The 21124-nt window shown below is 57.8% G+C and carries 16 protein-coding genes; 1 reads left to right on the forward strand and 15 read right to left on the reverse strand.

The window, feature by feature from the left end; all coding sequences use genetic code 11:
- The first annotated feature begins 27 nt into the window (after positions 1 to 27).
- Positions 28 to 294, forward strand: a complete 267-nt coding sequence (locus AFE_RS03765) for a phosphopantetheine-binding protein (protein WP_012536366.1) — start codon at positions 28 to 30, stop codon at positions 292 to 294.
- A gap of 73 nt (positions 295 to 367) precedes the next feature.
- Here the strand turns inward: AFE_RS03765 and AFE_RS03770 are convergent, their stop codons facing one another.
- The 15 genes from AFE_RS03770 to AFE_RS03845 all read right to left on the reverse strand — a co-directional run bounded on the left by AFE_RS03770 (position 368) and on the right by AFE_RS03845 (position 21091).
- Positions 368 to 2722: an MMPL family transporter gene (locus AFE_RS03770; protein ID WP_012536367.1), complete on the reverse strand. Its 2355-nt coding sequence runs from the start codon at positions 2720 to 2722 to the stop codon at positions 368 to 370.
- Complete coding sequence (locus AFE_RS03775; protein WP_012536368.1) at positions 2719 to 3435, reverse strand: LolA family protein; 717 nt, start codon at positions 3433 to 3435, stop codon at positions 2719 to 2721. Before AFE_RS03775 ends, AFE_RS03770 begins: the two co-directional genes overlap by 4 nt.
- A gap of 17 nt (positions 3436 to 3452) precedes the next feature.
- Entirely contained in the window at positions 3453 to 4373 is a 921-nt protein-coding gene (locus AFE_RS03780; RefSeq protein WP_012536369.1) for an LpxL/LpxP family acyltransferase, read from the reverse strand.
- On the reverse strand, positions 4373 to 4783 hold the full coding sequence (locus AFE_RS17035; RefSeq protein WP_074874130.1) for a 3-hydroxyacyl-ACP dehydratase FabZ family protein: 411 nt from the start codon (positions 4781 to 4783) through the stop codon (positions 4373 to 4375). Before AFE_RS17035 ends, AFE_RS03780 begins: the two co-directional genes overlap by 1 nt.
- A complete protein-coding gene (locus AFE_RS03790) occupies positions 4680 to 6041 on the reverse strand; it encodes an AMP-binding protein (RefSeq protein WP_012606651.1) in 1362 nt (453 codons plus the stop codon). The genes AFE_RS17035 and AFE_RS03790 overlap by 104 nt, the downstream gene beginning before the upstream one ends.
- Positions 6042 to 6068: 27 nt before the next feature.
- On the reverse strand, positions 6069 to 6809 hold the full coding sequence (locus AFE_RS03795) for a COG4648 family protein (protein WP_012536370.1): 741 nt from the start codon (positions 6807 to 6809) through the stop codon (positions 6069 to 6071).
- A 150-nt stretch (positions 6810 to 6959) separates the two neighbouring features.
- Positions 6960 to 7292: a hypothetical protein gene (locus AFE_RS03800; RefSeq protein WP_012536371.1), complete on the reverse strand. Its 333-nt coding sequence runs from the start codon at positions 7290 to 7292 to the stop codon at positions 6960 to 6962.
- Between the two features lie 125 nt (positions 7293 to 7417).
- Positions 7418 to 8962, reverse strand: coding sequence for a GH3 family domain-containing protein (locus AFE_RS03805; RefSeq protein ID WP_012536372.1), 1545 nt, complete (start codon positions 8960 to 8962; stop codon positions 7418 to 7420).
- Positions 8959 to 11238, reverse strand: coding sequence for a penicillin acylase family protein (locus AFE_RS03810; protein WP_012536373.1), 2280 nt, complete (start codon positions 11236 to 11238; stop codon positions 8959 to 8961). The genes AFE_RS03805 and AFE_RS03810 overlap by 4 nt, the downstream gene beginning before the upstream one ends.
- A 295-nt stretch (positions 11239 to 11533) precedes the next feature.
- The gene (locus AFE_RS03815; RefSeq protein WP_009561607.1) at positions 11534 to 12583 is read right to left on the reverse strand and encodes an FAD binding domain-containing protein; all 1050 of its coding nucleotides are present in this window, start codon (positions 12581 to 12583) and stop codon (positions 11534 to 11536) included.
- On the reverse strand, positions 12583 to 14931 hold the full coding sequence (locus tag AFE_RS03820; RefSeq protein ID WP_012536374.1) for a xanthine dehydrogenase family protein molybdopterin-binding subunit: 2349 nt from the start codon (positions 14929 to 14931) through the stop codon (positions 12583 to 12585). The genes AFE_RS03815 and AFE_RS03820 overlap by 1 nt, the downstream gene beginning before the upstream one ends.
- Before the next feature lie 2 nt (positions 14932 to 14933).
- Positions 14934 to 15461, reverse strand: coding sequence for a (2Fe-2S)-binding protein (locus AFE_RS03825; RefSeq protein WP_012536375.1), 528 nt, complete (start codon positions 15459 to 15461; stop codon positions 14934 to 14936).
- Between the two features lie 680 nt (positions 15462 to 16141).
- Positions 16142 to 17539 carry an MFS transporter gene (locus AFE_RS03835; RefSeq protein ID WP_009561603.1) on the reverse strand — a complete coding sequence of 466 codons (1398 nt, stop codon included), beginning with the start codon at positions 17537 to 17539 and terminating at the stop codon, positions 16142 to 16144.
- A 305-nt stretch (positions 17540 to 17844) separates the two neighbouring features.
- On the reverse strand, positions 17845 to 19230 hold the full coding sequence (locus AFE_RS03840; protein WP_012536377.1) for a chloride channel protein: 1386 nt from the start codon (positions 19228 to 19230) through the stop codon (positions 17845 to 17847).
- 13 nt (positions 19231 to 19243) lie between these two features.
- Positions 19244 to 21091 (reverse strand): chloride channel protein, encoded by a 1848-nt coding sequence (locus AFE_RS03845; protein WP_012536378.1) that lies wholly within the window; start codon positions 21089 to 21091, stop codon positions 19244 to 19246.
- Positions 21092 to 21124: the final 33 nt, after the last annotated feature.

Below are 21124 nucleotides of genomic sequence, written 5' to 3' on the forward strand. Positions count from 1 at the left end.
AACATAACGCAATGGAGACTATCAGATATGTACAGCCTTACGCCCCAGGAACTGGAGTTGAGTGCTTTAATAATAGCGGCACTGAATCTCCCCGTGGGTCCGCAGGACATTGACCCTGAAGCGCCATTATATGGTGGAGAATTGGGACTTGATTCCATTGATATTCTGGAGATATCCATGGTCATAGGAAAAAACTACGGATTAATGATATCAAGCGACAACGACAATAAGGTAGAAATATTTAGTTGTTTGCGCAACCTCTGCACTTATGTGCAGGCGCATAGGTCCAACTAGAAAATCCTTTCCGCGCCCGCCGTAAGCGGGGAGTATCTGGCGGTTGGTCGGGAGCGCTTTGGGAAGCTAGGGATCAAACGGTCGACTGTTGGGAAAAACTGGCAGAGAATAACAACGCCAGAACAACGCCCGGCGCGACGGCGGCACCGATGGCCTGCAGTACTGGAACTCCGGAAAAAGCGAGTGGCCCAAATCCCATGATGGTGGTGATGTTGGCGATGACCAGAGAAGCGAGCGTACGCGGCGCGATCTCCCCGTGGACCTGCCGGGCGCCCTGGTCAAAAAAGAGTGCGTAGTTTGATCCGATGGCGACAATCAGCATCAGCCCGATCAGATTCATAATATTTAGTTCGTAGCCGAGCAAGACAAGTCCGGCGGTTACGGTCAGGACGGCCGCAATCAACGGTAGCAGTATCCTGAAGACGCGCACCGGGGAGCGCAATACGAACAATAACAGCAAGGCAATGAAAGCGACACCGGATAATGACAGCTTAATCCCATTTATCAGATAACTTTTATACAATTGATTCGATGTTCCGGACAAGTCGATGAGCATGGCACCCGTGATATGGTGCCGGGCAAGGCTGGCACGCACGCGCCGCGCGTCCACCGTGCCTGAAGCCGGTGCTTTGAGCGGTAGAATGGCGTCCCATCCGTTGCCGTGGCGGATAAGCATGCTGTTTACCACCATCCCGATACTGGTGCCGCGCAGGTCGGCAAGGGTTAAGGGGGTGAGCGTGCGCTGCGCCTCGGATTCCTTGATGAACGGCGTGAACAGCGAAGCTTTTACCGGTAGACCAAGCAGGGCTTCACGCAAACGCCTTTCCAGCACGTCTTTTGGTGGGATCGCCGCTTGCCGCTCCTGTTGCAATGTGACGCTCGGCAGGTACCGGGCGGGACTCTCATAGCCGGCAATGACGTGATTTTCTACCAACCCCTGTAGCGCATTGCCGGTCTTTTCGGCCACAGCCAACGTAGCGTTGACGGTGGGTGCAGAAACGACGACCAGATAACCGCCCTCGGATACACCCAGGTCAGCACGCATTTGCGTATAGAGTCGTTGTGCTGCCGCCGGAACGGGGCTCAGCGCAGACAGGTCGTAGTTCCAAATCTTGTCGCGATGGCTGACGAGGACGGCGCTCGCCGCGATCAGTAGCAACACGACGCCAGGCCGCAGGGCGGAAAGGGTTCGTGTCAAGCGAAGCAGATGTTCGCCAATACTGCTTAAATCCCGTGATTTAAAATTGCCGGGCAGCAGGGTTGGTAATACCAGCCGGGTAACAATTGCCGCAGTGAGAAGCCCGGCAATCGCATAAAGGCCGAGTTGTGCCAGCCCCGGCAAATTCGAAAAAAGCAGACTGGCAAATCCGATGATCGAGGTGAATACCCCTAATCTGATGGTCGGCCAGTACTTGCGTATCCATTCGTCACTTCCTGTTGCAGATTGTCCGGACTGCACAAAAAAATAAATGGAATAATCTACGGCTTCGCCAATTAATGCCGTTCCAAATCCCAGAGTGATATCGTAGACAACAGAGAAACCAAGCGCTACTGCGGAAATTCCGACGATTACTCCGGAAAATACGGGTATGAGACCCAGAATAAGCACGATACCGGAGCGGTATACGAGCAATAGCAGTAAAATTATAAGCGTTATACTGATGGTGGACATCAACTCCGCTGCATGGACGATGGCGTCGCGAGAGGCCACCGAAATCACCCCGACGCCGGTCATCATCAAGGTAGTGTTCGCGGCTACGGACCCCGCTTCCGACTTCGCAACGGCGAATGCGGTCTGTATGTCGTTGATTGCTGCCTGCTGGGCATTTATAGCGGAACCGGAAGCTCGGGTTTGTGCCAATATCAAGGCACTTTTGCCGGAACGCGAGGACCACACTCCGTCGCGGGTCACTGGTCTCACCCCGCTTCCCATGGACTGGATCATCTGCACAGTGGCCCCGGTAGGATCACTAGGGAGCAACGACTGAACCATCTCTCCGCCTGGAGTGGCCAACATATCGATGGAATCGGCAATGGCGTCGTGTAGCCCGGCAACTGTAAAAAGTGTCGGGTTGACGGTGGGGCTCAACAAATAACGATGAGAAAAAATATAATGAAATATTCTGGTATCACCATTGTTGCTGCCGTTGTTGATGGACAAAAATGCAGTGTTACCCTGAAGCTTCCGGACCAGCTCATTGGAGAGCTTGGCGCGTATGGTAGCATCACCGCCATCAATGCGGATCATGATTTGGCGTGATAGAATACCCTGACGTAGTTGTTCGTTCAGGACCGCCTGCTGCGTGGTGGGTGACCGAGGCAGGAATTCCGAAAGATTTGCTGTGAATTTGGTGGTGCTGATCAATACGCTACCGACAAGCAAAATAGCCAGCCATGTTGCAATGATGAAAACGCGGTTTTTCCTCACGGCGTAGGTGACTTGGTGATGGTGATCAGGGAACGATCGCGATTTGTTTTCAATGTTTCGATGCTGGTTACCGTATTGTTGCTACCGTTGACCTGAATATATTGAACCAGATCCGCCAACTTTTTTTGTCTGGGCAGCATCGTCAGAGTCCAGTTGCCCTCGCTGCCGCTCAAAGAAAGACGAAAGAATTGCTTCAGCATCTGCTGGTTCCCGGTCAACGTGCCACGTATGCTATCGATAAATGCCAATAATTCCGGATGATCCTGCAGATGGATATCCTGGTGGTCGATGGTGAGCACGTCACCTTGTATGAGCATAACCTCATTTTTTGGTTTGATGGTGTGCATCTCCAAGCCGTCCGGGGCTATGAAACGCAGTCTACCGGATGATTCTATGGGTTTTTCCAGTATGGTCAGGAATTTTTTCTCGACGAATGTGGCGCGACCGGGTTTGGTATGTGCCAAGGACTGCATCAGATGATCGATATTCCATTCCGATGCCTGGGCTGCAGCCGCCGTCAGCATCGTACTCATGCCCAGAAGCATCAGTAGGATCACCGCCCCGGAATGGAAGGAGGTCTGGCCAGAAGCTGCCGCGAGTGAGGGTGTGCCGGGTGACGTCGCCTGGTCCTTGAGAAAGTCCTTTTTCAGGGGCGCCACGAGTATTCCTATCCGGGTATCCAGCAGTTGCCGGAGCACTTTAGATATGGCCATCAGACTACTCCTTAACCTTATTGCCAGAAGTCAAAAAAATTAAACCAGTTATAAGGTGCCATATGACAGTACTTCTCCAACAAGCCGACGTACTTTTCCATCGTCTGATGCACCACTGCTTCCCGCTCGTCTCGTTCGACATCAGTGAAATCAGCCAATTGTTCAAGAAAAATTTCATATTTCCCCGGTCCGGTATGCAGCCCGACCATAAAGAAAATCGGTCTGCGCAAGATCACCGCCATCCGGAAGGGCCCGCTGGGCCAAAGGGCGGGCTTGCCCAGAAAAGTAACGGACTGCACCTTCTCCTTACCAAAGGAGCGATCACCCAGCAGACCAACCAATGCGCCGTTTTCCAGTTCTTCTTGAACGCGGATCATCGAATCCATACGGCCAGGGGGTATGATATTTTGTTTGGCCAGCGGATTGATGGCTGAAAGCATCGCATTTAAACGCTGGGCGTTTTGCTCATACATCACCATGACCACGCGGGGACCAGGGTGCCGCTGGCCAACGCCCCTCAGCACCTCAAAACTGCCGAGATGTGCCCCTAGAAGCAATACCCCTTGTCCGGCGGCAACGGCCGTCTCGATGGCCTCTGGCTGGTGTACATGTATGTCAAAGAGATCGAAACGATTGTTGAGCAAATCAATGCGGTCATGGATCGTTGCGGAGAATGTTAGAAAATGGTGATATATTTGCCAGATATGTGCGGGTTGGCCGAGCACCCGCGTGAGGTACGCTCGAGATGATCGTCTGGCCGTTGGCGCAAACAAGAGAAAGTATCCGGCGATCAGATGCAATATGAGGCGGGCCTGGCGGCGGCCCAGCTTCATGGAAATCCAGGTGATTACCCGTAACATGGCCATGCTTCCGCGCTCCGGATGCTGTGCCCAGGACGGCTGGTCAGGGGGTATGGACGCCTGGTCTGTGGGGAGCATCAGCAGGTTGAGGTCTTTGCGGCAGGAGATAGATCACCAGCGGCTATCCTGCGGTTGTTCGCGTGGATCTCAAAGGCGATGGACGCATCTGCTCTCGTATCGAAACATAGTGTCAGCACCTCCCCAGGGGATGCAGGGCTGTAAAATTTGGCCATGGTAATATGGCCTCCCGTCGTCATCGCTTGCCCAGTCGTAGACTCCACCGTATGAATGACCTCGTCAATAAGCATTACGCCGGGAACGATGGGATGCCCCGGGAAATGACCAGCGAAGACCGGATGTTGCGCCGGGATGCTGAATAAAACTTCATGGTGTGCCAGGATTGTTCTCCTCTTTATGATGGAGCGTCGTGACCAGCAACTGAAACGCTTCGCGCGGTAATTTTCCGGTATTATTACGCGGTAGCGCATCCACAATCTGTAGCGGCCGGGGAAGAAATGCCGGATCGATGCGCTCACGCAGTTTGGCGTAAATCGAATGAGCATCTACTCCCGGTGCCACAACAAATGCAATCAAGCGCTTTACGCTGCCCGCAGCACCGTCGTCGGGCATAAAAAATGCGCCATCTTGTACCTCTGGGATGGAATTAAGCTGATGGTTTAGATAAGCCAGGGAGCTGCGTTTGCCCGCTATATTGACAAGGTCGGCGGTTCGACCATGAAGAAGAAAACGCTCATCGTTAATAATCTCCAGTCTGTCGCTGAGTTCCGTTGCTTGTTCCACATGCCCACCGCTTGCCCACACGCGTCCAAGTTGCGACGTCAAGCGGAGTTCTGGCAATAACGACCATTCATCGGTTTCTGCACTGCGCCGGGTGGCAATCTGGCCCGTTTCAGTGGATCCGTAGATTTCTTGCAGAGGGGCATCGAAGCGGGTTTCCGCCTCTCGTGCCAGGTCTTGGGTCAATGGAGCCGTAGCGGAAATCAGCAAATCGGCAGGTGGCAAAGGGGAACTCATACCCAACAAAGCGCGGAGGTGAATTGGCGTGCTCACCAGCAATCGTGGGCGTGGCAGCAATGAAAGTTCAGCGCAAATATCCGCAGGGTAAAAATATTGAGGCGCACTGAGGGCACCTCCGCATTGTAAAACGATCAGTATGGTTGATTCGAAGCCGTACATATGTTGTGGTGGAACGGTACCAAGCACTGCATGTGTACGGCCATCAAGTAAGCCCAGACGCTGGGCTTCGGCGCGGACGCTTCCTACCAGTGCGCCCCAGGTTTTCAGATGAGGAACAGGGCTTCCGGTGGATCCGGAAGTGAATACATAACTTACCGGTAGGGTTTCCGGAAGGAGGGGGATCGGCAGATTGTGATTTGCCGCCGATACGGGGAAGCCTTCAGGTAAGGAAAGTTGAGGTAGATCTATATCGTTATCACCATCGCTGAGGCAAAACACATCCGGAGCGAAGCGGACCATCTGACGGATGGTTTCGTGTGTATATGTAGACGGCAACAGACTTATTTTGTTGGCAGTCATGGCCGCAGCAAGACCTACCATGAAGCGGTAACGGTCACGGCAAACGTTAAGAACGTGTTTCCCCGGAAGAAGTATGGCACGAAGCTGTGCTACGTCCGCTAAGAATTGATGTACGGTAATCGCTTCGCCATGACGAAATGCTACGATATCGCTCGCGGATTGATGGGTCATCAAGGGGAGGCGGTTCATGGCCGGAGGTTGCCCATTGACTGAATATTACCGTAGTGGACTGGGTTTGCTATTGCGCGATTGCTGTTTGTTCATCGCGCTCTCGCCGGAATAATGGAAATAGGCACGAAGTCCTTCCACCATTCCGGAACGCTCCCCGGCAGGGATGGTGCAACAGCGAACTATATACTCGGCAAACAACATGGATGCCACCAGCATCAGGGAGATGGTATTGGTCAATAGAAATAATAAATGATGTGGCAAAAATATAAAAATAATCGGGGGTAAAGCTGTCATCGTGGCGAAGAGAAATGTCCAGGCCATGGTCACATGTCGAGTATAGCGCGCCACCTGTTCACTCAGGGGCCCATGAACCAGATCGGCAATTCGCGATATCATGGGGGTACGCCCGGGAAGCAAAGTGACACCGAATACCATAGCCAATAGTGCGAAAATTCCACTCCTTTGAATCAGGTACGTCCAGTTTAAGTAGTGCACAAAGATAGTTTGGTAATGCCACAATGCTATACATCCGGCAATGACGGAGATGAGGCCGATAACTCTGTAACGCATGCGCCACGATATAAATAAAAAAACAATAATGACGGGTGCGAAGGTGGACACCACTACCAATCCACCCGGGTGGGTCGAAGAGATTCCCCGATAAGTGAGTATTTGGTAGCCGACAAAAATAAATATGGAGAGCGCTACGCTCCAGTACTTTGCCAACCTGCTGGTTGTCAAATTTCGACAAAATGGTTTAACGGTTTGGTTGCGCAGAAGTTTCACATATCTTGCCTTCTCGATCGTAAAGATAAACGTTCGCTAGCAGAATCCGCCGTTACTGTTTTTCTGAATTTGGTGGTTGCTTGCTCAATGGATGTATTTCCTATGGAAATGGATGAAGCGCAACCCGGAGTCGGATTTGTCTTGAACCTGTTATTTTTGACTCTTTGTACTTCCCGTGACGGATGGCTTATTCCCCTTGGCTGCTTCCCAAAATCCGATGGCTCCTGCCTTCGCCGCGTGGCCGATATCAACCGCCTCATGGGCGATGCCAAGCCCCACCGCCTTTCCCGCCTGGCCGATCTTGTGGACGGTTGAACCAACTGTCTGGCCCGCCTGCTCGGCTCCTTGTTTGAGGCCTGTATTTTCTGCATATGCTGTGTCCGAGGTCAGGAGCGAAATCAGAAATACGCAGGCGTACGCCGGAATCACGGCGTTCACCATCTTTGCCTTGAGGCTGTTGTTCGTCACCTTGTGTCCATGCATCGCATGCACCTCCTTACCACCCATGTAATCCTACCCCAGAATTAGGGTTGCTTCCAACCGGAGTGATTCAGAAACTTGCCAGCTTAACGGCCAGCTATTCACGGGAAATTACGAATACCCCCAAATCATTCCTTCTGGACCGCCAACACATGGCGTTTCAAATCCGCAAGAAGCGCCTGGTCATTGATCACCCGCGGCACCTTGTTCTGACCGCCCAGTCTGCCGCGGGTACGCAGCCAATTCGCAAAGGTCCCAGGGTCGACGAGGATGACCCGCGGGACATCCAGTTGTATATCGTTTCGTCGATGTTCCCGGTAGTCGGCATTCCGTTCCTTGAGGGCTAGGTCGATATGGGCCGAGAAGCGTCCGGCCAGGGCCTGCCGTGCGTCCGGTGCTGCGGAAGGCACGCCGGATTCGATGATGTAGATATGGCGGCCCCTGGTGTTTGAACCCGAAGGGAATTCCGCTCCCATGCTGAAATCGGTGACCTGTATTTTCAGATTTTGCGCCGCTTCAGCTACCGCCCCCTCGATTTCCTCGCCGATCAGATGTTCGCCAAAGGCGGACATCATGTAGGAGAGGCGCCCGGTGATCAGGAGACGGGGCGGGTGGCGATCGACGAAGCGCACCGTGTCGCCGATCACATCGGCCCATAGCCCGGCGTTGCTGCTCAGGACGACGGCATAAGGGATTTCGGTTTCGAGATTGCCGAGCCAATGACGGGTAGGGCGCGGTGCGTTCAGCTCTTCCACGGGAACGAACTCGAAGAATATCCCGTTGTCGGGCAGCAGCCGCAGACCCTCCCCCGGACTGCGGTCAGCGACGGCGATGAATCCTTCGCTGGCCGCATAGACCTCCCGCGTCGCGGCGCCCGTGGCGCGGAGATAATCCGCGAAACGGTCCGCATAGGGGGCGAAGGCGACTCCGCCGTGAATGAGCAGTTCCAGCTCGGGGAAGGCCGCCCCCTGGCCCCGCCGTAGGGTCAATACCCGTTCGAAGAGCAGAAGGAGCCAACTGGGCGTGCCGCTCAGCACCCGGATGGGCTCGTGGATCGCGGTTTCCGCGATGCGTTCGAGCTTTTCATCCCAATCGGCGAGGAGGGCGAGTTGGGTCCCCGGCAGGGTATAGGGCCTGGCCCAAAAGGGGATGGTCTTGGCCGCAATGCCGCTCAGGTCGCCGCTATGGACGCCCTTCGCCAGACGGATGAGGGCGGTGCTGCCGCCCAGGATGAGGGTCTTGCCCGCCAGGGGCTGCCCGTGGGGGTGGCTGGTCAGATGCCAGACGAGAATATCCAGGGCGGCGCGACGGTTGGCGCGCACCATCGCGCGGCTGACGGGGATGGCCTTGGTTGCTCCCGTCGTCGTTCCGGAACTGAGGGCAAAAAAGGGGATGCGACCGGGCCAGGTGACGTTCGTCAGCAGCGGGAAGGGTAGGCGCCAGTACTCCGCCAGGAAATCTTCATAGCGGCGCAGGGGCACGCGCCTTTGGTAGTCAGTGACGTTGTTGATTTTTTCAAAGTGGTGGTCGCGGCCGAAACGGGTCAGTCGTGCCTGAGCGACGAGTCGCCGTAGTTCCCGTGCTTGCGCGGCGGCCGGATCGAGCCGTTCCAGGTGACGCCGGCGCCTTTCCGCGTAGAGGCGTAAGAGGGGCGTTCCATTCACGGGTCTCATGGGGCAGGCTCCAGGTCCATGGACAGGGGGAACTCCGCCGCGATGCTTTCCGCACGGAGGGGCATGCGAATATAACTCCCTTGGCGCCAAAGGCCGATCTGATCCGCGAAATTGGCGCTGCCGAGCCAGCCGTCCTGTCCTCCGAAAAGGACGAAATAGTTTTCGTCGAGGTCGGACAGGTCCGAGATATGCCGTGCCTGGGAGCCGTAAACGGCATCATGGGGGGCGGCAACCAGGCCGTGAGCGGTTTTCATGGGGGTTTCCCGGGAACCGCCCACGGGGAATCGGGCGACCCGGAAAGCCTTGCCCAGGACAGGAAGCCTTCCCAGCCAATGGGCCGCATCCAGGCGGTGCATATCACCCCAGACCGCATAACGCCCCGCCCGTCTTGCCGTTTTACGCAACACATGACGGAGAAGTCTTGCCCGCCGCGTCGGCGGCAACGCCTCCAGGTCAGGGATCAGGTATTTCGTGAGGAAGCCCCACTGACCGAGCAGGGCGCTTGCCTGCCTCCGTCCGTCGGTGTATAGGGCAGGGACGAGATAATACAGCAGGATCTCGAAGGTGGCCGCGGCAGTGGAATCAGGCCGGTAGTCACCGTCCCAGGTGTCGAGGCGTCCGGCGATCCACTCCGTCTGCCCTGCTTTCCGGATGAGGCGCGCGAGCTCCCTTGCCAGACGCTGCGCTGCGGGCGAGCGTGTGTCCGTCTGCAGTCGCGTCAGGTCTTGCCGGGAGAATTTCTCTTGCCCGCTGAGGATGTTCCTCAAGCGGGTGATCCGGTCGCTGTCGGTGAAAAACAGCCCGATCAGGATATCGCTTTCCACTGGGCGATTATTGGCCGAGGCCAGATAGCCTTCGCTTGGGTTGAGGGCATAGGGGAGCTGGGGCGTCCGGATGATCCCCGTCCAGTGGGTACGGGGATCGGCGGGATCCCGCAGCAGGTCGGGATAGCTCGTCTCCTCCCGCGCCGGGATGGCCGTAGCGAGAATCTGGAGGATGTTTCCCCGGCTATCGGCGCAGAGCAGATTTTGCCCGGGTACGCCGAATTCGGTGAAACTCGCGCGAAACTCCCCGCAATGGCGGGCGCGGGCCGCCGCTAAAAGGGCGGTGACTTCATCGCTGGGATGATGTCCTACCCAGGAGAGGGCCAGATCCTTCCCGCTGCCCCGGGGCAGCAACCGCGCATCGCTGAGGATGGGTCCGAAGGGGGTATAACGGCGGACACGCCGGGCGGGAAAGCAAAAACGGCGGCGGATAAGGAAAGGTTCGCTGCGGATGCTGGCGGGATCGATCCCGCCGACGCCAAAGAGATCGCTCGCCAGGGCGCGCAGGTTGGTTCCGCCCCAGGCGATAAAGGGGTTGCGTCCCAGGGCGAAGACCGGGACCCCGACGGGCATGAGCCCCACCACGTGATAGGAGGGGGATTGCGCGCCCAGCAAGAGCCAGGCGTTGGGGAGGGAAACCCCCAGGTGCGGGTCGCTGGCGATGAGCGCCCCGCCGCTGGTGCTTTTCCACGGCGACAAGACCACGGAATTGCTCCCGGAACGACCGAGGCCCGAGAAAAGGCTGGATAGGACACGCTCATCATCCGAGGCGCGAAAGCTGGTCGCGGAATCCACACCCGCCTCCCGCGCCCGCGCCCATATGCGGGGCCAGTCCGGCCTTCCCTCCTCGCGCAGGAGGGCGAAATAGACGAGCCAATTGACATCGGTCCCCATGAGACGGCTGATGGTGAGCACATCCGCCACTGTCCAGGGTTCACGCCGCAACCCCGACAGGGCGAATTCCGGCGGAGGAGGCCCGGCCTTTTCCTGGTAATGGTTTAGTCCCGCAACGAAGGCGCCGAGCCAGGCATGGGTGTCCGCTGGCATCTGCTCCATGATCCCATCCACCGCACGACCAAAATCGAGGATCCGCAACAGTTCATCGATCCCGGTCGCCGGCGGGCCGAAGATCTCCGCCAAACGTCCCAGGGCGGCGTGCTTGAGCAGGGCGAGTTGGCCCTCGCGCAGGTGGGCGTGGACAAGCCCCAGTACAAAGGCCAGATCGTGGTCGCTTCGGGCCTGGATATAGGGCACCTGATAGGGATTCCAGCGGATCCGTACTGGGGCTTCGCAGGGGAGACCCTTGCGGGGAAAGGTCGCCAGCCGGGTCTCCAGAGACACCGGCGGTGGAAAGAGGGCAGCGAATCCTGGTAACTGACCGATTATCCGCAAGAGGAGGGATGCGCGACTGCGGGTGCCGCTTCCATCCTGTCTGGGTCTGCTATCGGCCATTTCATGATCCTTGGTATTCATGGGTAAGGGCGTGATCCCTTCAAAGGGAGTTCCGTACCGCCCCGGAGATGCGATGGACGATATTTTCCAGCGCCGGCGCGCGCACCGCTGCCCATCGTGGCGCGGCATCTCGACGAGTTGCGCCTATACCCGTGCGCGGACCCCGGCATACATGGGGATATCGATACCCCGGAAGACCTGGCCTTCTGCGAATCTGCGGGCATGGGCCGAGGCACAGTGGAACCGGCTCCATGATCAAGTGGATTTGCCCGTTGAGGGATCGCCCTTTTCTAGGCTACGGCCGCGGATCCCGCGGCAAGGCGGCGGCAGCCAGCACGGCACGGCGCACCAAGGTTGCCAGCAAGGGTAGTTTGTAGGCATTCTGCGCCAAGGGTGTTGCCCCCGCCAGCGCCGCTTCTCCCGCCGCCTCCGCCGTTTCCCCGTGGATGATCGCCCCCGTCAGCAGGGCTTCTGCCTGTCTCGCCCGCCAGGGCGCCGGCGCCGCTGCACCGAGCACGATACTCGCCTCCCGGCAAAGGCCGGCCGCGTCGAGATCCACGACCACCGCCACGGCCGCAAGGGGCCAATCGAAGGCTTCCCGTTCAGCAACCTGGAAATAAATGGAGCGATTGGTCTGCATCTGGGGCGGCAGCCATACCGCCGTCAGGATCTCCCCGGGCGCAAGAATGTTTTCCCGGTGCATGTCCGCTTCGGGCAAAACGAAAAAATCCTCCAGCGAAACCTGCCGCCGCTGTCCTTGCGGGTGAAGAAGTTCCACCTGCGCGTGATAAGCCAGGAGCGCGGTGGCCGGGGTCGAGGGATGGACGATGGCGCAGCCGTGGTTGGCAAAAACGGCATGGTAGCGATTGTCGCCCGTAAAGGCGAAGCAGTGTCCACCGCCCTTGCGCAGGCAGTGATGGGCGGCGGAGCGCAAGTACCAGCAGCGCGGCCGTTGCAGCAGATTCCCGCCCAGGGTGGCGCGGTTGCGGATTTGCGGGCTGGCCGCCATGGCGGCCGCTTGTGCCAACGCGGCATGGCTCTGGCGGAGACCCGGGTGAGCGGCGATCTGGGCCAGGGTAGTCAGCGCCCCGATGCGCAGACCGCCGTCGCTCCCCCGGGAGATGCCCTGCAGTTCCGCCAATCGGCTGATGTCCACCAGACGCAGGGGATTGACCAGGCCTTCCTTCATGAGGTCCAGCATGTCCACCCCGCCGGCTTTCACCAGGATGGCCTGTTGTGCGATCGGTGTATTTTGCAGTGTGAGCATCGCCTCGGCCATGGTCTGGGTGACCAGGGCTGCGGCTTCCCCCGGCGACCGAGCCTGTTGCCACTGGAAGGCTTCCATCAGCGCGGCCCCCCGCCTGCGGCTCCGAGGGCATGGAGTACCTTTGCGGGCGTCATGGGCAAGGAGCGCATGCGCACGCCGACGGCGTTGTAGACGGCGTTGGCGATGGCGGCGGCGGTGGCGATGTTGGCCGGTTCGGCAATGCCGTAGGCATCGGTGGCGCTAAATCCCTGGTAATTTTCCAGCAGTATCACCTCGATCTGCGGGGTGTCCCACGCCCCGGTCAATTTGTAATCGACCAGATTGGCGTTGAGCATCCAGCCAGTGTGGATATCCAGGATCCGTTCCTCCAGCAGCGCATAAGAAAGGCCCATGAGTACGCCTCCTTGCACCTGGCTTTCAATCTGCAAGGGGTTGATGGGACGGCCGCAGTCCTGAACGGCCACCACTCGTTCCACGCGGATGACGCCCGTCTCCGTATCGACGGCCACTTCGGCGAACTGGACTCCACCCAAGTCGTTCAGTGCCATGGCCGCATCGCCCGAGCGGCTGCGGAAACCGGCATAGTCATCGCTCCGCCCGGCAAAGGCGCTGATGCGGTCGGTACGCAGGGCGGCGGCAGCCTCCTGCCAGGAGATGCGCCGCTGCGGCGCATCGCGCAAATGGATCCAGCCGTCTTGCACGGTCAATCGTTGCGGATCCACCTGCCAAGCCGAGGCGACGGAGCGGAAAAGGGCCTCTTTGATCCGCCAGGCGGCGGTGCGGGCAGGGGGAGTGATGGAGGCGGTGGTACGGCTGCCGTAGGAAGGTGGTCCCGAGGGAAATTCGGTATCCCCGATGCGCACGTGGATATCTTCCGGCCGCAGACCCAGCTCCTCGGCCACCACCTGGGCCAGGACCGTACCGACTCCGGTGCCGATGTCCTGCACGCTGGAAAGCACTTCGACCCGGCCATCCCGCCACAGGCGTAGCTCGCAGGCGGCATTGGTCTGGACATTGGCGGACCACAGGGATTGCGCCACGCCCCTACCGCGCTTGACCGGCCCCTGATCAGCCCCCGGCGGCTTGCGCTGCGTCCAGCCGATTCTTTCGGCGCCCATGCGGCGTTCCTCCCGGCGAACGGGGCTGGGGTCGATGACATCGCGGAGGGCAAGGGGGTCCATGGCGAGTTTTTCCGCCAGTTCATCGATGCCCTGTTCCAGGGCGAAGGCGCCCTGGGTGTTGCCGGGGCCGCGCATAGCGCAACTAGGGCCGGTATGGGTGAAAACGTCGTACTGCAGGGATTCCACATGGGGGCAGCGGTACAGGGCGGTGATCATATTGCCCACCCCGGCGCCGAAGGCGATGCCGGCATTGCCGTAGGAATGCAGGGAAAGCGCCGTCAGGGTGCCATCCCGCCGGGCTCCGATGCGCAGATGCTGTTCGCTGGAAGGGCGGTTGCCGGTGTCCATGTGTTCCTCGTCGCGGCGATGAACCAGACGCACTGGCGCCCCCGCCAGCCGGGAAAGGGCTACCGCCGTGCGCCCGTAAAGTCCAATCTGCGACTTGGAACCGAACCCCCCGCCAACGGCCTCGGCCCGTACGCGGACGCGGGAAAGGGGCAATTGGAAATGGCGGGCCAACTGGGCGCGCACGCCGGCGGTGAATTGGGTGGACATCCAGACGTCGAGACCGTCCTCGTGCCAGGCCGCGACGATGGCATGGGGTTCCAGGCAGCAATGGGTCTGGACCTGGGTATGATAGGTTCCGTCTACCACGATCTCGGCGGCGGCGAAACCGGCATCGATGTCGCCGCGGCTGCCTTTGCTCTCGGGCCCCCGGATATTGCCAGCGATGGGGAGATCACCGGCTGCCGCGGGCAGGCCGGCCGAGGGGATATTCTCCCGTTCGCCGTTCGGGTAAACAAGGGGCGCATCCGCCTGCCTGGCCCCCTCGAGGTCCACGACGAAGGGCAGGGGCTCGTACTCCACTCGGATCAGGCGCAGCGCCGCTTCCGCCAGTGCCGGCGTGTCCGCCGCCAGGGCGGCGACGGGTTGGCCGACATAGCGGAGCACCATGGAGGCGCCATCCGCCGGGGGCTCCACCACGGTCAGGACCGCATGGACGCCGGGCAGCGCGGCGGCCGGGGAAAGATCCAGGGAGCGAATGCGGGCATGGGGCAAAGGCGAGCGCAACACCGCCGCATGGAGCATTCCCGGCGGATGCACATCCACCGTATATAGGGCCGCGCCCGTGACTTTGTTCCGGGCATCCGAGCGGCGTATATCCTTGCCGATCTGCGTCAGTGCGGCATTGGGCGCCAATGGCGGCGGCTCGTCGGCAGGGATCTCCCGTTCCACCGCATCGAGCCCCAGATGGGCGAGGCCGAAGGGGAATTTCTCCCGGCGCCGCGGGAGTTCGTCATCCATGCTCAATCTCCTTCCGCCTCGGCCAGGGCCAGAATGGCCTGGATCACATGGGGATAGGTTCCGCAGCGGCAGAGATGGCCGCTGATGGCGGTCCGGATCTCCGCTTCGCCCGGGTGGGGGTATTCTGCCAGCAGGGCGGCGCAACTCATCACCATGCCGGGGGTGCAAAAGCCGCATTGCACGGCATCATGGGCGACGAAGGCCTCCTGGACGGGATGCAGTCCCTCGTCCGCGGCCAGCCCTTCGATGGTGGTGACCCGCCGTTCCCCCACCTCGATGGCCAGGATGCTGCAGGAGGCAACCACGAGGTCGTCGAGCCAGACGCTGCAGGCCGAGCAGGCCCCCTGATTACAGGCGATCTTTGTGCCCGTGAGGCCCAGGGGCCCGCGCAGGGCTTCGGCAAGGGTGGTGCGCGGTTCGACCAGCAGGGCGTGGGCTTCGCCATTGACCCGGAGGACAATGGGCACGGCACCGGGACCAAGGATGGAAGCGGCGGCCGATTTTTCAATAGCCTGCGGATCTTCTTTCATCAGGGTCAGATCTCCCTCTGGAAACGCCCGCGCCGCCGGGAAGATGGTGTGGCGAATACCTTTTCAGTGTAGACGCCCATAGGGGTGGCTTCAAATCCCCACCGCCGAACCGATGCCGGGCGATGTCCTGGGGGCCGTGGCCAAACCTTCACTGGGGATGCTGGTGAGATCATAAAAGAGCACGGAGACATCCTGATCGATCAAGGGGCGTAACAGTGCGGATTCAGGCCGTCAGCTATTATGGAAATCAGTCGTCTTTAGCTTTTTTGAGGACAGTGATAACTACTCCGCCAATAATAATCTTCACAAAGAGAATCAATATCAACAAATATATAATGTATTTAAAAGCGATATCTATTCCAAAAAATTTAAATGAAAAATAGACGATTATTCCGACTGCTGGTGTGATGCTAAAAAATAAAAAATACTCTATCGCTTTTGTCATTGTTTTTGACATTTTCAAGTCCCCCCAATTATCTGTTGAGTGACAACGCTCATGTGGTCATTGGTAGCACTTATTTAATTACCGTGAGGGAGCTTCTAGTGTCTATCATCTGGGTGACCTGATTGCTCCCAAAAATCGCACGGCAGGCAGGATCACCGCGTACCTGATGTAGGATGGCAGCCGAAACCTGACCAATCCAATAAACCCATGCTCCGTCGTTCGTTATTCATCTCCTCTATGTTTGGTTTGCATATCCAATAATGGATCGCACCCGATCGTCATCGTATATTTTGCTCTCTACCTTGCAATACACCGCATTCTCATCCGGAAAAATTGCCACTTCCACCACTCCAGGCAATTGCAGAAGTTGCCGGGTGAGTTGATTGTTGTCTTGACTATCGGCAGGAAGAGGAAATATCCTGGTGGCGACATAACGTGGCTGCTGCATCGTGAGCGCCACTATTAACCAGATCAAATAGATGGCCGCTACGGCCCAGAAGACATCACTGTAGTTGTGTTGACCGGGCAAATAAAGTAACCCTCCCAACAAACCGCCAGTGAATGCTCCTAGAAACTCCGCCGTGGTATATACGCCAGTGGCCGTTCCCTTGGCACCTGGATGACAGAATTTGGCCACTAGTGAAGGTAAACTTGCCTCCAGCACGTTGAAACCCACAAAAAACAGAAACAGCGCGATGGCAATGGACCAGATGCTGTGATTGGAAAGTGCCATCCAGGCGACAGCAGCCAACAGGATCGCGATCGCCAGCACAAAGACTTCCCGGAGGCGATGCTTGGCCTCACCGACAATGATAAAGGGGATCATCGCTATAAAGGAAAGCAGCATGACCGGGAGGTACAACATCCACTGATCCGCCTCAGAGAGGAGAGGATGCTGCGGATCAATGAGCACCAGCGGAAGCACCACGAAGAGCGCCGTCAGCCCTGTATGGAGTGAAAATATACCAAAGTCCAAACGGAGCAGGTTGGGATTCCTTAGTACGTCCCTCAGTGCGGCAGGGTTTATTTCGGCATCACGATGGAAACGTGCCGGAACATCCGGAATCACCTTGTAGAGCACGCCGATGGCGAGGATGGACAGCGCCGCCGTCAACCAAAATATCCCTTGCACCCCAATCCATTGTGCTAACGGCGCGGATAACACCAGCGACACGCTAAAGCTGATGCCAATGGTGATGCCGATAGTGGCCATAGCCTTGGTCCAGCGTTCTTCGCGCACCAGATCCGCGGTGAGCGCTATGATGGCTGCGGCTATGGCACCTGCACCTTGTATGATTCGCCCTGCCAGCAGCCATTCGATACTGGTGGCCTGTGCGGCGATAACGCTGCCAACGGCAAAAATGAGGAGTCCCGCCGCAATGACAGGCTTTCTACCCCACTTATCTGACAGTCTGCCGAAGGGGATTTGGAAAATGGCTTGAGTCAGGCCGTAAGCACCCAGAGCAATGCCAATGAGTACTGGATGGCGCGTTGCCCCATGCAATCCGTGGGCATAGACGGAAAACACCGGTAATACCAGAAACAAGCCGAGCAGGCGTAAACCAAATATTCCGGCCAAGGCAATAATGGATCGGCGTTCACGCCCGTCCAGTGCGTTTTGTGAGGTAGTCATATTTATCCTTATCTAGGGTTATTGTGGTCATTATTAACGAATGATTGATTACTTGTTGATTGGATTTAAATAGCTTTTACGTAAGCCTCGTTTTCTATTGCTTAACCACACCGGAGCACCCAGGTAAAACCATATATAAAACCAAGAAACAGCGACAGGCATTGCGGTATGTCATTGTTGGTTACCTTATCATTTTATGCCCCATTGTGGGCTATGGACAAGATATGATCTTTTTGGTTCCCCTCATCATCTCAAATGGGTAACTCATTTCAAAAAATGAGGTTGTGGCGTATGGGAAGTGCGGATCATTTGTCATCCATTTTCTCTTCGACAATATAATGGTTTTCAGGAACGGGAAGCCCCTCGCGATGCAGTGGCAGGGTATAAATGCTGTCCTGCAAAAACACACGGCGCACCGCAAAAGCAGTCAGGGCCGTCACCATGGCCGGCAGCAGAACATGGTAGTTTCCAGTTAACTCCACCACCATCACGGGCGCACTGAGCAAAGCCCCGGTGGTGGCCGCCACCATGCCGGCCATTCCACACAAGGCGAACAAGGCCGCCAGATGCGGAACACCGATAATGGGTTCCAGGAGCATTCCCAAACAACTGCCGAGTGCGGCCCCCATAAACAGGGAAGGCGAGAAAATTCCCCCGGAACCACCGGTACCGATCGTCAGGCTGGTCGCTATGGCCTTGAGGGCCAGCAAAAGCAGCAAGAGCAGCGGCCAGTGCATCTGGTGGAGCAATATGTCGGATATCCCAGCATAGCTGCCGCCGATCAAGTAGTAATGGCCCGTCAACCGACAGGTGACATAGAGCAGGATACCCACCAGCAACATACCGGACATATGGCGCGCATAAGGATTTTGTAGCCGTTTCCGACTGTAGGCATCGACACGATCCATGAGCCGAATAAAACCAAGACTCATCAGTGCCATGAGACTGCCCACTACGGCAAAAGTCGGCAACATGAGGCTGCCATTCCAATGGCTGATATAGGCGTGGGCAAAGAGATGGCCGCTCCCGAACACCTCCTGCGTCACCCAACTGGCAGAGGCTGTTGCCACGAGTGTGGATAGGACGGTCCAGGGCCGCCAGTCGGGCACGATCACTTCCATGGCCAGAAACCATCCCCCCAGAGGGGCATTGAAGACGGCGGCGATACCGGCACCGACACCACAACCCAACAAATGGATGCGCCGGTGATCCGGCACCCGAAAAAGGTACCCTACCAGGGCACCGATAGCGGCACCGAACTGCATGGCCGGGCCCTCGCGGCCAGCAGAACCGCCCGTGCCAATGGTGATGGCTGTCGCTACCGGTCGCATGATCGCAATCACCGGCCGCATCTGGCCCCGATCGGCATGCACCGCACGTAGTACTTGGCTGACACCGGCACCCTGTGCTTCCGGTGCGAAGTTGCGCACCAGCACCGTTACCAGCAGGGCACCGATCACTGGCACAAGAATAATCCAAGCGCCCCACGGGGAGACGGGAGTATGTTCCCGTGCGTTTTGCACAATACCATAAGTGCCTAAAATCGCTGCATTATGAATGCCGGCAATGAGATAATGGAAAAGTACGGCACCCAGCCCAGCCAATAAACCCACTCCGGCACCCAGCAAAATCAAACCAGGACCTTCGTGATGCGGCTCAAAACTGCGATGAAACCATGCGGAAGGTTTCAATCAACATGCTCCATCATTGCGCCGCGTGAGGGCGTAGCAAGCGCATGGGCAGGGAGGTGTAGGCCAGCACATCCTCAATCGTCACAATAGCGATAACATCTTCGTGATGTTCCGGGGGATCGATCCGGCAGAGTAGCGCGCATTCCTGATGGGTGGCACGGAATCTGGCGACCAAGTCATATATTTGGCAATCCACAGGAACACTAAACCAATCCTCGCTGGCAAAATTCCCTATGGGGGTCGAGGTTTGTCGGTGTCGCAGCAGCTCACGCACGCGCGGGGCGGTCAGTACCGCACGGGGTTGCGTCCCTTCGAGGACCAGGATGTGTGGTATTTCACGGCCGCGATGGAGCAGTACCGCAATATCCGCCAGCGTCCTGCTACCTTTTACCCGGATCAGCGGGGTCTCCATAAACTCTCCAGCCGGACGCATCAGGTAGAGATTGCTGTGCCGCGCCTCAGGGATAAAATGACCGCGGCGGATCAGTTTGCGCGTGTAAATCGTCTCCCTGGTGATCAATCGACGGACTCCAAAGGCCAGAGAGGCAACGATAATCAAGGGGATGATAATGTGGTAGTCGCTGGTCATTTCAAAAATCATCACGGCACCAGTAACGGCGGCACCGGTAGACGCGGCGACCATCCCGGCCATCCCCAAGGCGGCCGCGATGGTCATACTGATCCCGATTCCCGGCAGTAAATGATTGGCGATGACGGCATATAGCCCGCCCAGGACTGCCCCGACATACAGTGAGGGAGAGAATACACCACCCGACCCTCCGGAACCCAGTGTAACGGAAAAAGTCAGGATCTTCAGTAAAAGCAGGAGCAGGAGAAAACCGGGATGCGTAATGGCGCCGTCGAGAACATCCTGAACCGTCGCATAACCCACGCCTTCTACATAGTAGTGACCGGTAAAGGTGATCATGAAATAAATGACCAAGCCTACGCCCAGCATGCCCGCGGCGTGTCGTGCGTAGGGATTTTTGATCCAGCGCTCGAAGCGATCCTCCGTCCAATAGAGACTGCTTGTGAACAGCAGGCCGGCCCCGCCCGCCAAAAGACCGAGCAGAACATAGGCGGCATAGGCACCGGCGCTTTGGTGCATGGTCCGGTTGATGATGTGCTGAGAGATGATAAACGACGGATAATCACCCAGAAACAGGCGTGATACGAAGGCGGCGGTACCTGTGGCGATCATGACCGGAACAAGGGTTCGCGCACTGACTTCAACCAGCATGAGCTCGATCGCAAACAATATGCCGCCCACCGGTGTGTTGAACGTCGCGGCAATGCCGGCGCCCGCTCCCGCCGCAATCAGCCCCAGTCTCTGCCATTCTTGCAACCGCAACCACTGGGCCAGGCTGGAGCCGAAGGCGGCTCCAATCTGAATAATCGGCCCCTCCCGTCCTACCGATCCGCCACTGCCGATACTGATAGAAGACGCGAGCGCCTTCACCAGAACCACCACGGGCCGAATAACGCCGCTCCCATAATAAATGGCATCCATCACTTCGGGTACGCCGTGCCCTTTGGCTTCTGGCGCAAAAGTCCGGACGAGCCAGACCACCACCAGTCCGCCGAGAACGGGGACCAGCACTACCCCTAAACCCCAGAAGCTGGCTGCGGAATGCCGCAAGTCATCAAAGCGTGAGGAAATCTGACCGAAGAAGAAGGCATTATGCATCAGACCGATGAGGCGTCGGAAAGCGACCGCACCCAAGCCCGCGACAATCCCCACAAAGAACGCCAGCACCAGATGAAAGGCCGGGTTCGTCCGAAACACCCCCTGCCATCCCTGGACGTCGCGTTCCATGACGAGGGTATCCATATCGGCGGGCAGGAAAGAATCGTTGGCCATCAGTACGCTCTGGGGATTCGCTTTAAAAAATAT

The sequence above is a fragment of the Acidithiobacillus ferrooxidans ATCC 23270 genome (assembly GCF_000021485.1).
GTDB classification, from domain to species: Bacteria; Pseudomonadota; Gammaproteobacteria; order Acidithiobacillales; family Acidithiobacillaceae; genus Acidithiobacillus; species Acidithiobacillus ferrooxidans.